The sequence below is a fragment of the Desulfosediminicola flagellatus genome, assembly GCF_005116655.2.
Lineage (GTDB): Bacteria > Desulfobacterota > Desulfobulbia > Desulfobulbales > Desulfocapsaceae > Desulfopila > Desulfopila flagellata.
In genome coordinates this window covers 677,250-690,416 of record NZ_CP050698.1, presented here as the reverse complement: position 1 = coordinate 690,416, position 13,167 = coordinate 677,250, and the positions used below count along the sequence as shown (strand labels likewise).

At 44.7% G+C, this 13,167-nt stretch carries 12 protein-coding genes; 3 read left to right on the top strand and 9 right to left on the bottom strand.

The window, feature by feature from the left end; translation table 11 throughout:
• Positions 1–50 precede the first annotated feature (50 nt).
• The 8 genes from FCL46_RS02955 to pgl all read right to left on the bottom strand — a co-directional run bounded on the left by FCL46_RS02955 (position 51) and on the right by pgl (position 8,011).
• Positions 51–410 (bottom strand): MerR family transcriptional regulator, encoded by a 360-nt coding sequence (locus FCL46_RS02955; RefSeq protein WP_136810217.1) that lies wholly within the window; start codon positions 408–410, stop codon positions 51–53.
• A 2-nt stretch (positions 411–412) separates the two neighbouring features.
• Positions 413–1,600, bottom strand: coding sequence for an NrfD/PsrC family molybdoenzyme membrane anchor subunit (gene nrfD / locus FCL46_RS02950; protein WP_167506060.1), 1,188 nt, complete (start codon positions 1,598–1,600; stop codon positions 413–415).
• A 75-nt stretch (positions 1,601–1,675) separates the two neighbouring features.
• Complete coding sequence (locus FCL46_RS02945; RefSeq protein ID WP_136810215.1) at positions 1,676–1,897, bottom strand: hypothetical protein; 222 nt, start codon at positions 1,895–1,897, stop codon at positions 1,676–1,678.
• Positions 1,898–2,422: 525 nt separating this feature from the next.
• Positions 2,423–2,848, bottom strand: a complete 426-nt coding sequence (locus FCL46_RS02940) for a c(7)-type cytochrome triheme domain-containing protein (protein ID WP_136810214.1) — start codon at positions 2,846–2,848, stop codon at positions 2,423–2,425.
• Between the two features lie 76 nt (positions 2,849–2,924).
• The gene (locus FCL46_RS02935; RefSeq protein WP_136810213.1) at positions 2,925–3,680 is read right to left on the bottom strand and encodes a 4Fe-4S dicluster domain-containing protein; all 756 of its coding nucleotides are present in this window, start codon (positions 3,678–3,680) and stop codon (positions 2,925–2,927) included.
• A 104-nt stretch (positions 3,681–3,784) separates the two neighbouring features.
• Positions 3,785–4,978, bottom strand: coding sequence for an NrfD/PsrC family molybdoenzyme membrane anchor subunit (gene nrfD / locus FCL46_RS02930; RefSeq protein WP_136810212.1), 1,194 nt, complete (start codon positions 4,976–4,978; stop codon positions 3,785–3,787).
• 889 nt (positions 4,979–5,867) lie between these two features.
• Positions 5,868–7,331: a glucose-6-phosphate dehydrogenase gene (gene zwf, locus FCL46_RS02925; protein WP_136810211.1), complete on the bottom strand. Its 1,464-nt coding sequence runs from the start codon at positions 7,329–7,331 to the stop codon at positions 5,868–5,870.
• Positions 7,328–8,011: a 6-phosphogluconolactonase gene (pgl, locus tag FCL46_RS02920; RefSeq protein WP_136810210.1), complete on the bottom strand. Its 684-nt coding sequence runs from the start codon at positions 8,009–8,011 to the stop codon at positions 7,328–7,330. The genes zwf and pgl overlap by 4 nt, the downstream gene beginning before the upstream one ends.
• A 613-nt stretch (positions 8,012–8,624) precedes the next feature.
• Here pgl and mrcB point away from each other — a divergent pair.
• The 3 genes from mrcB (at position 8,625) to FCL46_RS02905 (ending at position 12,062) form a co-directional block, all read left to right on the top strand.
• Positions 8,625–10,925, top strand: a complete 2,301-nt coding sequence (gene mrcB, locus FCL46_RS02915) for a penicillin-binding protein 1B (RefSeq protein WP_136810209.1) — start codon at positions 8,625–8,627, stop codon at positions 10,923–10,925.
• Positions 10,926–10,948: 23 nt separating this feature from the next.
• Positions 10,949–11,437, top strand: coding sequence for a tetratricopeptide repeat protein (locus FCL46_RS02910; protein WP_136810208.1), 489 nt, complete (start codon positions 10,949–10,951; stop codon positions 11,435–11,437).
• A 226-nt stretch (positions 11,438–11,663) separates the two neighbouring features.
• Positions 11,664–12,062: a bacteriohemerythrin gene (locus FCL46_RS02905; protein WP_136810207.1), complete on the top strand. Its 399-nt coding sequence runs from the start codon at positions 11,664–11,666 to the stop codon at positions 12,060–12,062.
• Positions 12,063–12,168: 106 nt separating this feature from the next.
• Here FCL46_RS02905 and selD read toward each other — a convergent pair whose 3' ends face one another.
• The gene (gene selD, locus FCL46_RS02900; protein ID WP_136810206.1) at positions 12,169–13,158 is read right to left on the bottom strand and encodes a selenide, water dikinase SelD; all 990 of its coding nucleotides are present in this window, start codon (positions 13,156–13,158) and stop codon (positions 12,169–12,171) included.
• Between the last annotated feature and the right edge of the window lie 9 nt (positions 13,159–13,167).

The following is a 13,167-nucleotide window of genomic DNA, read 5'->3' as shown; positions in this document are numbered from 1 at the left end:
GCAACGCTGATATTGGGTAGAAGGGTAGTTTTCGGGGCTAGTTTTCTGCTTCAGGCGGCCACATCATCCTGCTCCTTGTTCGCAACCCGATTTATCTTCTTCGGCACCAGGCTGTTGGAAAAAAATGCCGAACATCGTTGTCTCTTTTCAAAGGGGCAATCGATAATGTTCCAACACGGAGTGAATTTGAGCAGTTTCTTTACTGCGTTGATGCTCACACCATGGGTATGAATCATCTCCCGAAGGCACTCAATCCACTGAACATCCCGCATTGTGTAATATCGCCAGGCACCTTTTCGAACTGGTGTCAACAGCCCTTTAGCCTCATAGTTTCTGATGGTTCTCGGATGCACGTTCAGCATCTCGGCCACCATACCAATGGTAAACACAGCTTTGTCATCCGATATCATAATTAATCCTCTTTCTCTGCTTCGCCATTAAAGAGCGAGCCAAGACGCTTTTCACCAACCAGAAAACCAAATCCTACAACCCCGAGCCCTGCCACTACTAACAGATATTCTGAAACCGTCGGGCTATACGACTGGTACATTGGCAGATTGTCATACCCTGCATAGATAGGGACAATTACGCCCGCCACAACAAGGTTGAATCGTGAGAAGAACTGCCCAACAAGAATCATCAGGGCTGCAAGCGAGAGTGCCTGTAACGAACGCATTCTGGTAAAAAGTATGAGCATAAGCGGTAGAACCAGACCGATTGCTATTTCAAACAGCCAGAAGCTGGTTGCAAGCGGGCCGGTTATCAATGCATTGGCTGATATTCGCAATTCTTCGGTTCCACAATAGTCATTGGCAAATTTCCAGGCAGTTGCCAGTAGAATGAGAAACAGCATGATTCCCATTATTTTCCCAGCCACTCGCAGACCATGAAATGTATTCGGGCTCATTTTACGTCCGTTTAACTTATGGGCATAATGGGTAAAAAGTATCACCGCAGCCGCACCGGAAAGCAGTGCACTGGCAAGAAAGAAAATCGGCAACTGTGCTCCATACCAGAAAGGCCGTGCCGCAAGCGAGGCAAATACAGAACCCAGATTTGAGTTAGCCAGCATTTCAGCAACAGCACCGGATAATCCTAAAATCACCGCGGCCTTAATCCGACCCGTAATAATAAGAAAAAGTTCAAGCATTAACAGACCCATGGCCAGGCCGTATAACGTTCCCATCCACCAGATATTTGAGGTGAGATTCGGGCTGAGTATCATGTTCAACGGCATGCGCCATGGATTTTCTATCTCGAGTCCGATAACGGTAAACGCACCGAGCAAACATACTACCGACAACCAGACCATCCTGTTTGCCAGAGGGATTAACCTTTGAATATGAAACACATGAGTAATTGCCGCCATCAGGCATAAGCCTGTTGATATAATGGCGAAATAGGCATAGACGCCGATAAGCATTCCCCAGGGCATTCCGCGTGTGTTTGCAAATGCGTGGTGATGACCAACAACTTGCGCATAGATACCTGCAGCAACACCAGCCCCGATACATAATAGTGTAATAAGGAGCAACACATTGAATTTGGGTGCAGTAAAAGCCGCTTCCTGCACATCATTTATCGCAATATTTCCTTCCATCCTACTACCTCCATACGTGTCGGCTATGTACCGACGCTTTCCTTGATTCATAACGTCAAAAGGGTTTCCCCGGCATTAATCTATTGATTCAGGCTCAATCATCGTACCTTCAGGGGCTTTGGCTGTAAAAACTGCAACCAAGGCAATCGGGGCTGCAAAAGGCCCCATAATCATGAAGAGCAGAAGTGAGAGAACAAACCAGAAGATCTCCATAGGATGAGGGCACATAGCGATTAAAGATTGGAGTCGTTCCCGCGATGGCAGTGTCAATTCTGTGGATTCGGCTGTTATGATCATAATGATGCCTCCTTGCTGTAGATGATGGCTTAACTATTTCTGTTATTTCTTAAATAGCAAAAGCTATGCCATCTACAGTCAATGGGTGACAGCCAGATACACAAAATTTTATCGTATTGTAATTGCAGGATATTTATTATTTGAACAGATCAATTCGAGAGAATGATTGACGATCAGGCTTACTCAAAGACGTTTTCTGCGCCCAAGGTACTACAAAAAGAGGGCGCATTATGCGCCTTGTCGGGAACTGCTAATAGACTGGTATCAAACAGATTTTTTCAGAACGTTCTAAGGAAGGGTGTAAAAGGTGAGTAGTGACGCGACAGACCGCAGTACACTGCTTAAGAATATCATGTAATTCTTGACAGTTAAGGGAGGAAATACGCAGCATGGCGCATATTGCGCCCATATGAGCGGATAAATTGTATAAGCAGGGAAGTAAACGCAGTGGATAGAAACAACAATGGCAGGTCTGCTAACAGACCTGCCATCGTAAGAATGTACAAAGAAAACGGCAGGAACCTGTCAATGTGCCTTTTCGGCCTCTTTATCAGCAGAACCGCCAACCAGACGGGCATGTCCACGGACACCGATATGACAGGTGGTACAACGGGTGTTTGAGGCAAATGCGGTTTCACCATCATGGCATGCACCGCAGTAGTTACCTTCGTAGAGGGAAGCCATTGTAAAATCTTCGGCCTCTTCAGCCGCTCCGGCTTCCATCTCAAACAGTTCGTCGTGGCAGGAATCGCAGTCGAGTCCTGCTTCCATCGTATGTGTTTTATGATTAAAAACTACGGTCTTTACCGGCTTCGTCCAGACAACCGGAGCCAGCGGACCATACTCATCTTCGTCATAATCGTTGTCAGTTACCGGCGCATCAGAAGCATGTAAGGTCATGCCGGCCAGCAAAAAAGCTCCTGCAACGATAAAAAGCAGAAATTTCTTCATGTCTTTCTCCTATTGAAAACAGACGGTATACGCCCGGATTATTCGTACGAACTCAGTCACCGGGCCAGTTACCATATCAACTATTAGTGTAGAAAATATTTGGGATAGCACCGGTCTCTGGTCTGAGTACCCATACCATTGTTTCCGGAGTGTGAACCAGTTCATACACCCTGCTCTTCGGATCAGCCAGATTGCCGAATACCCGAACATCAGCCGGACAGGCCTCTACACATGCTGTATCTGTCATTCCTTTAGAAAGACGTGTATCCAGACAGAAGTTACACTTATCGACAGCCCGTGTTTCCTCTTTAAAGTACCTGGCGTTATACGGACATGCGGTCATACAGGTCTTACAGCCGATACATCTGCTCGGCTTCATGACGACAATACCGGTTTCTTTATCTTTCCAGGTCGCAGTGGTCGGGCAGACACGCACACATGGAGGTCTGTTGCAGTGATTGCACAGAACCGGCATGAAGGTTGTCTCATACTGACCATCTGCTAAATTGCGGCGACGTTCAAGAATAGTTGTTCTGAACCCGTAGGAAGGAACACTGTTTGTTTTAACACAGGCCTCCTTACATCTTTCGCAATCGATACAAAGCCGCTCACGTATTACCATCGTATAATGGGGATTATACGGATATTGACCCGGCTCCGGCACCACACCTGAGGATGCTCTCGCAGTCCCCGCAGATGTGAGCGACAACACTGTACCACCGAGGTAAAGCCCGGTTACAGTGAGTCCTAATTTTAAGAATTTCCGCCGCTCAGCGGAAGTAATAGCTGAAAGATCTTCACTCTCAAGCTGCTCTAATTCATCAATTTTCATTGTTGTGCTCCATGATATTCCACCTGTCTCGACCAGATGATTCTAAATTGAATACCTGCAATGTTTCCCCGATATTACGAGGACACAAATTTTATTGCTACTATTTAGTGATCTTCTGAGAAATGACCTCTGAACATTTTTTCTCCCATCAGGAAAAGTAGCCCGCAGAGCCCGATACCACCGAGCACAACCAGATTCTCGTGAAGACTTGGAACATAGGTCACTAAATCAGGATAATCAACAAGACCCATGCCATGATAATGTGGCACAAGCTGACCGACAATAACCAGATCGTAGCGCATAAAAAAGATACCAATCATTCCGGCAAGTGAGGCAACAAACAGCGCATGCATATTTTTGCCTTTAACCATCATGATGATGACAAACGGAATTATCATACCAAGCGCAACTTCACCAATCCAGAAATTCGTTTTGTATGGACCTGTCAAAAGCGCTTCCATTGCTGCAAATTTTCCGGGAGGATGACCGGTGATACCTGTTATCATTTTCCAGCAGGTGAAAAACACAATGATCGACATCATCAGTGCACCGAGTTTTGCAACACTTTCGAGTGACTTCTTCATTTGTTCACTCATTACCCAGCCATTAAACTTATAGGCAAGGTAGGTGAAAAAGATAATTGCAACACAACCGGACATTGCCGCTGAAGTAATAAAGTAGATCGGCATATATGGTCCATGCCAGAACTCACGACCATTCAGCAATCCAAATACAGCACCAAGGTTTGAGTGAGCAACAACACCTGTCAGTAAACCTGCAAGGCCGAAAGCTGTAGCAACTTTATGGTTGTTAAGCTGCAGCATGACGAACTCAATCATCATAAAAAAGAGATACGCACCATATAAGGTACCCATCCACCATATATTAGATGTTGGGTTGGCACCGATTACGTTACCTACCGGCATACGCCAGGAGTTCTCGATCTCAAAGGCAATTACCAGAAAACCGGCAACGATTGTACAGATTGATAAGAATACTGCGCGCTTGGCAATCGGGTTGAAGTTTTCAAACCCGAAGACATGGCCAATCGATGAAACAATACATAAGCCTGTAGATGTAACTACGAAAAAGACATACGCAGCGATAAGCATTCCCCAGGGCACAGCACGACTCACCCCGAATGTATGCTCATGCCCCACCCAGAGTGAGTGCACACCTGCTGCTACTCCCACCACCGCCAAAATTCCCATAAGGCCGATTGCCAGGTTGTATTTCCATGAGACGGGAACCTCCAGACCACCTTCCTGGGGAAGCACTCCTGCCAATAAATTATTCATCGTTCTCTGCTCCTTGTTACATTCTTACTCGGCTTAACAACCTTATAAAAAGCTATGGTAAACACCTCATCGCTCTACTCTTTACGAGTAAAAGAGATATGGAATACTGTTGTTCCACAGCCGCCACATGCTGAAAATATGATACAGGTATACATCTGGAACCTGAGACTACCCCATCTCCTGTTCACTACTTGAAAACACGGTTACAGTTAGATTTTGCGGATTGTAAAAACTGCTCCTACGATTATTGAATATTGAGGACAAACAAGATGTGTCATACGTAGTACACATACCACAAATGCCTATTTTTACGAGAAATCACTACAGAGTAGTAATTTAGAAAACTATTTAATTAATCCCTTTACCTGACATTACTTCCATCTTTATACTACGTCGTCAAGGTTTTATTTTGTGCATTAGCAAAAAACTTTTCGTCAGTTTTCAGATTGCTATCCATTCCCGTATGTTATGCAGGAAAACGACGTGAAAACTGGATAATCAATAATATTTAACTTCACCATTCCAGATACTTACATTATTCTTTTTCTGACTATTTCAGGAAAAAATACCACGCTGCAGGACACTTACTGCGACAGCGTAGTAAGGATTGACTACAATGTCGCACATAATACTACATTGTGTCAGGGTGACATTTGGTGCCCACCGAAAACCGCCAATTTTGAAAATTCTTCGTTGGTCTCAAATTTTAACCCTCAGGTAAGCGAGGCACGAGACTCCCGGTAAGCGAGGTACGAGACTCCCGGTAAGCGAGGTACGAGACTCCGAGATATTGCATGTATTCCTCTACATACAATTATCGGCCGCCTTGAAGTTGAAAAATTTTGCAGGTTATCGATTGGGTACTATCTATGAGGGAAGAAGGATACCTCTAGCCAAAACTAGCTAAGGTGATTTTCTCATTGGCAGGTTCTTCATTTAGCCATACACGACCGTCACGCTTTATCAGATCATCAGCTTCAACAGGACCATCGGAACCGGCACTATACCTGACCGGCAGATCAGCAATAGCCCGCAAACGATCAACATATTTCCAGCTCGCCTCTATCCAGTCACGGCGCGGAAACATGCTGTGATCACCTTCCATTACGTTACGCAGGATGGATTCATACGCTTCAGGCGTATTTGGGCCGAAGTGGCAATGATGACAAAAATCCATCATTACTGAGGTGGTTTCATCATCTTCACCCGGCTTCTGGACATTAAAGGCCAGTGCCATACCCTCATTGGGTTGAATTCTGATAATGATCATATTCGGCTTGCTGTCTTTACCGACGATGTGATGCTGCCTCTGACGGAAAACAATTTTTATATCAGCATGCCGATGTTTCAACCGCTTCCCTGTTCTCAGATAAAAAGGAACATCACGCCACCTGTCAGTATCGACAAATGCGCGGATTGCAGCATAGGTCTCTGTAGTCGAGTTATCGTCAACGCCCTCTTCATCTGTATAGCCTGGAACAGTTTCTGACTGAACCAGACCCGAACCGTATTGTCCCAGGACGATATCGGACGTCTGTAATTCCCGCAGAGTATTCACCACTGCTGCAGCTTCATCTCGTAACCCATCAGTCCCCTCTTCGGTCGGCGGTTCCATGGCCACAAATGATAACAATTGCAGAAGATGGTTTTGAATCATATCTCTTACCGCACCGCTACGATCATAATACCCGGCGCGTTTTTCAACTCCCAGCGTTTCCGCGACTGTTATTTGTACATGGTCAATGGCCTGCTTCCCCCACGAACCTGTGAAAATCTCGTTGGCAAAACGCAAGGTGAGAATATTCTGAACCAGTTCTTTACCGAGATAATGATCTACTCTGTAAATCTCTTCTTCGTGTAGAACGGTCCTGATATTCGCATCAAGGCTCTTTGCGCTTTCCAGATCCTCACCAAACGGTTTTTCAAAGACAACTCTGCGCCAGCCAGCATCTGATTCCAACGTACCTATAAGGCTCGCTGTCTGTTTAAAGGCGGTGGTGGGAAGAGCAAGATAAATAAGTTTATTGGCTGTGCAGCTATGCTGCCTCTGCAACGCATCAATGCTCTTTTTAAAATCTTCAGGCGCCCCTTCTTCAAGATCGAACTGCAGATATTCAATACGATTCAGAAGATTCTGAATTACTTGAGTATCCCCATCAGGGATAAAGCGTTCAATCTCAAGTTTTTCTACAAATTGCTGCTTAGACAGCGCCTTTCTACCAATGCAGATAACCGGCGTACAGGCTGTTAATCGTTGTTTGCGTTCCAGATGATATAACGCCGGCAGTAATTTGCGCCGTGTCAGGTCGCCTGTTGCTCCAAAAATTATGATCATCTGTGATTCCAGTGTCATGGTGTCTCGACCTCCTGGTCTGTAAGGAGGTAATAGCGTGATAATTTCGTCATAATTTTTGCCGGACACTCAAGTGGTGATAGATGAATATTATAAAAATTTCGTAAAGCACTTCGTTTTGACTCACCCAGAAAAAGAACAACCCCTGTTTCTGCTTCACGGATAAGTGCATAACTGGCTGACATCCTCTGTGCCGGAGGCTTAGGAGAATCATCAACCAGAATAAATCCATTCTCTGTATTTTCGATCGATGGGTGGTGTGGGAAGAGTGATCCGATATGACCATCCTCCCCGCTACTGGCCAGGACCAGATCAAATCTGCCACCTAATGTCTGTAATTTTTCGTAATACCTCTGAATACCGATTAAAGGATTTTTAACATTAAGGTCAGGCTGATGAATCTGTTCTTCGGGGATACATTTTCCGAGGTGTTCTTTGACTAACCTGTAATTACTTTCAGGGTGATCAGGTGGAACTATCCGTTCATCAAGCAGAAAGATATGTATATGATTCCAGGGTAAACTATTTTTACAAAACAGCTTAAACACTTCAGCAACACTCCTGCCACCGGGAACCGCGATTATAACATTCTTTTGTTTCTTGAGAAGAGATTCAACCATTTTAAACAGTATCCAGGCAGCTTTTTCTATCATTCGCTCCTGTGATCCCTGGATTATCATTATTCACCTCTGCATCAGAGTTCGTCGATTTGAAAAGATATGTCTATTCTCGGACAGCCTCCCAGAAGACTGTTTTAAATCCTGGTTTGAAGAGTACCTTAATCATTACATATGAAATCATTATACCTTTTGCTCTGTAAATGTCATCCAAACCCAACATGTCGGTGGATTGCCCTTTTCGAGGCTACTATACCTGATTCACTCATTAATATGGCCTTATTGCAACTATCTGTTGTTGAAAAATCACTTTTATGGATGAAATAATGTGTGTAACTTTTTCAGGCATAACCTTTATCTTCAGAGTATTATAACAGCGTTTTATGGCTATCAAATTTTCACTTACTAGGCCATGCATTATACATTTAACTGATTACCACTAATCCTCAACAAATATACTGAGGTGCCAGGAGGCTGTCCGAAAATACTCTCTTGCCCAAACTCTTTGGAATTTTGAAACAATATTTCCTGCAATATCATAAATATGGCTGTGTTTATTTTTTAAAAATGTCTCGATTTTGGCCAAAACCCCTATTCCAGGACACCCTCATTCCTTACACCTCTTTTTCAGAGGCTGAGTTTCGGTGGTAATTAAATACATTTACCGTTTTGACTTATGAAAAAAAATTCGATTATAAAAAAGTTCGTTTTACTCACACTCCTCGTCGGTCTCTTCGGCGGCGGAATATATGGCTACAACCTCGTAACCCGGCTCAACCAGGAAATTCAGGCCAAATTCAATGGCCAGCGCTGGTCATTGCCTGCGGTTGTATATGCACGTCCTCTTGAATTGTACACAGGCCTGCAACTCACACCTAAACTCCTTGAGAAAGAACTGCAACTTGCAGGATTCAGAGAAGAAAATCCAATTCAGGCGACAGGAGGTTATTTTCGAAGAGGTGAAGAATTACATCTAAAAACTCGTGGATTCACCTTTCCTTCAGGTCCTGAACAGCCTGCCAAGCTCATTATAAGCTTCAGAAGAGGGAAAATCAGCCGCATTATTTCAGCTTCAACAGGTGAAGATGTTCCGTTTACACGGCTTGCCCCTTCGCGTATCGGCAGCTTTCATCCTCTTGAACACGAAGACCGTCTTGTCTTACAGCCTGCTGAAATTCCTGAACTGCTCACGCGCAGTCTCATGGCAGTAGAAGATAAACATTTCTACTCTCATTATGGTGTCTCACCTACCGGAATCATCCGCGCGATGCTTGCCAATCTAAAATCAGGCCGATTTGTACAAGGTGGATCAACACTGACTCAGCAACTTGTAAAAAACTTCTTCCTTACCAGAGACCGGACCCTCTCAAGAAAAATACAGGAAGCAATCATGGCACTTCTTCTTGAGTATAATTACTCAAAAGAGGAAATTCTTACTGCGTATATTAATGAAGTATTCCTCGGCCAGGATGGCGGCAGGGCTGTTCACGGCTTCGGACTTGCCAGCCAGTTCTTCTTTCGCAGGAATGTAGCTGACCTCTCCCCTGCCCAAATTGCAACTCTGGTAGGCATGGTAAAAGGCCCCAGCTATTACGATCCCAGAAGAAATCCTGAGAACTGCCTGCAAAGGAGACACGTTGTACTTCGCATGATGCTCGCAGAAGATATCATTAATGCTGCTGAATATGCGGTAAATACCAAAACGCCTTTAACAGATGTCACAACACAGAGAAACGGATTTAACAGATTTCCTGCCTTTCTGGATCTGGTTCGAAGACAGTTGAAAACTGAATACCGGGAAGATGATCTTCGAAGTAACGGTCTTAAAATCATAACAACTCTTGATCCGCAGGTTCAGTGGAAGATTGAAGAACAACTCGAATCGTCAATCACCGTGCTTAAGGCTAAGTCCGGACAAAAAAACCTTGAGGCAGCTGTTGTAGTCACGGGTCGCGAAAATGGTGAAGTTCTCGGTATTTCAGGTGGAACGAATTCGCATACGAGCTCATTTAACAGGGCTCTGGATGCACATAGACCCATCGGCTCATTAATTAAACCAGCTATCTATCTCGCCGCCTTAACGCGTGGGTATACTCTTGCATCTCCGGTAATGGATACATCTATTCAGCTCGAGAATGACGGTAAGATGTGGCAACCTGAAAACTACGACAAGGTCGAACATGGCACTATTCCTCTTTACAGAGCGTTAACGAAATCGTTCAACCTTGCTGCTGTCAGAGTAGGCCTGGAGATTGGTCTGGATACTATCATTTCGACCATGCGACACCTGGGTTATGCAAAACAATTAACTCCCTACCCGTCTTTGCTGCTTGGCTCTGTAGATATGACTCCACTGGAAGTCGGCCAAATGTACCAAACTATCGCTTCAGGCGGATTTTATCAGCCTCTCCGTTCAATTGTCAGTGTCATGAATTCGGATAACCAGTTATTATCGAGATATGGCCTTGAAGTTGAACAGCGTTTCTCCCCTGAGCATGTGTATCTGCTTCACCATGCACTGCAACGAGTAATGTCTGAAGGCACAGGCAGCAGGCACCCATTTTCAAAAAACAACACATATGCCGGTAAAACAGGAACATCAAACGACTACAGAGACAGCTGGTTTGCAGGTTACTCAACAAACCATACCAGTGTAGTCTGGTTAGGTAATGATGATAACAGCCCAACTGCTCTATCTGGTTCTACAGGGGCCCTCACAGTCTGGGGTGCGATTATGGGTGAAATAGATCATGATACCGAGCAACTTGAGCAGCCTGAACCGGCAAATATAACATGGGCTAGAATTGATCCAGAGACCCTTCGTCCGACAACTGCCCTGAGTCATAACAGCACACTGCTTCCCTTTATTTCCGGAACGGAACCGGTTATATCTACCGGTATTCAGGGGATACGTATTCCAGACATTGAAGAAAAAGCAAAACAACTCCTAGACTCTATAAACTCCATTTTCAGATAAACTCAACGAGACCTGAGCCAGCCATGGAATTACAAAAACACACCGGGATTTTACCAATTATCCGTATATCCACCATACTTGTCCTCAGCCTTGTTATACTCAGCGGTTGCGGGGTAAAACGCCCTGTGCCCCAGCCAACATATCCTTCATATCCTTCATATCCGCCCGCGACTCAGCCACAAGTTGAACCTCAACAACCTGTTACTGTTCCAACTACCATCTATACCCCGAAAATCGGCCCTGCAGGCTCACTTTATTATTCAGCTAAAAAGTCTCTTGGTTCAGGTGATACCCAAAAGGCGGAAATGACCATGGAGCGAGCACTTCGGATCGAACCGAAAAACGGACATTACTGGTACACAATGGGCCAGATCAAATTTCAGCAGCAACAGTACGCACAATCAGTTCATCTATGTCTCAAATCTAAAAGCCTTGCAGGCAATGATCAGAATTTACTGATTTTAAACGATGTCCTGATGAAAAAAGCACGAGAACAGATGAATGCCAAATAATACCCACATCTGCGTCTGATACAACCACCGCCTACCAATCAAACACGAGTAATACATGCCAAACCTTTCATTGAATGGTTTGGCATTCTTATTTATTCAACGCCGACGTCAACCTATTTTTATGAGAATTTAGGATTTAATGTGATACGATTCGATATATAGGTTGAGAGAAAAACATCACGAGAAGCCTCATTGACAGCCACCTCATCCAACAGGAGCTGGACACATGCCTCAAATAGAGTGGGAAGTTTCGTTTTCAATAGGTGATGAGACTATCGATAAGCAACATCAGAAGTGGATAGCTCTCTATAATAAAGTCGATAAAATGCTTCTTGAGAGCAATCCAACTGAATTTGCAGAAATGAAAGTTGAGGCACTGGAGGAAATGAAGCAATACGCTCTCTATCATTTCAGTTATGAAGAGAACTTCATGAAAAAAATCAATTACCCTGATCTGCCCCGGCATTGGCGACTGCATAAGGATTTTGATTATAAAGTTTTCGAACTCATCCGCCAGATTGAGTCTGGCGGCATACTGCTCCATTCGGAACTACTTACTGTAATGAGGGATTGGTTAATCGAACATATACTTAAAGAAGACATGAAGATACGGCAATTTCAGTAAAGAAGCTGAGTGAGTTTTGGGTGAAAATGAGATAGGAATATTACTGAGACAAAAGCTACAGACCCAACAGTGTACCTGTAAAATACCTGCCGGGTCTGTCAGCAACTTACCTTACTGTCAATCCAACATGCTCATCAGTTACCTCTCCAACCTGAGCGGCAACTCCGACACCGTTATCATGAAGATCCTTCAACAGCAGTCCGGCCTGTTCTGCAGGCAAAGCCAAAAGTAAACCTCCTGATGTCTGAGGGTCATAAAGCAACTCTTCTTCAAACGAGCGCAATTCGATAGACATCGCCAGCCTGTTTCTGGCGACCAGTGCCCTATTTGCCTTATTACTCCCTGTTGTCTCACCGCGCTTATACATTTCGGGTGCTCCGGTATAAAACGGCAATGATCTATAATCAATATAGATATTAGTGTTTGAGCCCAGAGCCATTTCGAGTGAATGGCCGAGAATTCCAAAACCGGTCACATCGGTACAGGCATGAATATCATATTTAAGCGCCTGTTCCATTGCCGTGCGATTGAGTGAAGCAATTGTTGGCAAAGTCTCGCGTTCGAGCGCGCTAAATTCATATTTACCTGCACGAACGGCGTTAAACAACACTCCTGATCCGAGGGGTTTAGTCAAGATAAGCGCATCGCCAGGCTTAGCTCCAGCATTGGTAAGAATTCGATCAGGATGAACTACTCCATTGACGCAAAGACCGTATTTCGGCTCGTTATCATCAACCGAATGCCCACCCACTAGGCTTGCACCAGCCTCATGTACCTTATCGTGTCCACCGCGAAGGATGTCACGAAGCACACCCATATCGAGATGTTTCGAGGGGAACATAACAAGATTGAGTGCAGTAAGCGGTTTGCCGCCCATAGAATAGACATCTGAGATAGAGTTTGCTGCAGAAATCTGACCAAACCAGTACGGGTCATCAACCGGTGGTGTGATGAAGTCGACAGTATTAATCATCGCGATATCATCAGTCACCCGATATACCGCAGCATCGTCTGATGTCTCTATACCAACCAGCAAATTAGGGTCATCAGGCTGAGAAAATCCTGCAAGTGCGTCCGACAAGTCCGTCGGACCGATTTTAGCAGC

Bases quoted from the DNA above. Each gene is read 5' to 3' on its own strand.
- FCL46_RS02955 (WP_136810217.1), bottom strand. From the start codon at position 410: ATGATATCGGATGACAAAGCTGTGTTTACCATTGGTATGGTGGCCGAG.
- nrfD (WP_167506060.1), bottom strand. From the start codon at position 1,600: ATGGAAGGAAATATTGCGATAAATGATGTGCAGGAAGCGGCTTTTACT.
- FCL46_RS02945 (WP_136810215.1), bottom strand. From the start codon at position 1,897: ATGATCATAACAGCCGAATCCACAGAATTGACACTGCCATCGCGGGAA.
- FCL46_RS02940 (WP_136810214.1), bottom strand. From the start codon at position 2,848: ATGAAGAAATTTCTGCTTTTTATCGTTGCAGGAGCTTTTTTGCTGGCC.
- FCL46_RS02935 (WP_136810213.1), bottom strand. From the start codon at position 3,680: ATGAAAATTGATGAATTAGAGCAGCTTGAGAGTGAAGATCTTTCAGCT.
- nrfD (WP_136810212.1), bottom strand. From the start codon at position 4,978: ATGAATAATTTATTGGCAGGAGTGCTTCCCCAGGAAGGTGGTCTGGAG.
- zwf (WP_136810211.1), bottom strand. From the start codon at position 7,331: ATGACACTGGAATCACAGATGATCATAATTTTTGGAGCAACAGGCGAC.
- pgl (WP_136810210.1), bottom strand. From the start codon at position 8,011: ATGATAATCCAGGGATCACAGGAGCGAATGATAGAAAAAGCTGCCTGG.
- mrcB (WP_136810209.1), top strand. From the start codon at position 8,625: ATGAAAAAAAATTCGATTATAAAAAAGTTCGTTTTACTCACACTCCTC.
- FCL46_RS02910 (WP_136810208.1), top strand. From the start codon at position 10,949: ATGGAATTACAAAAACACACCGGGATTTTACCAATTATCCGTATATCC.
- FCL46_RS02905 (WP_136810207.1), top strand. From the start codon at position 11,664: ATGCCTCAAATAGAGTGGGAAGTTTCGTTTTCAATAGGTGATGAGACT.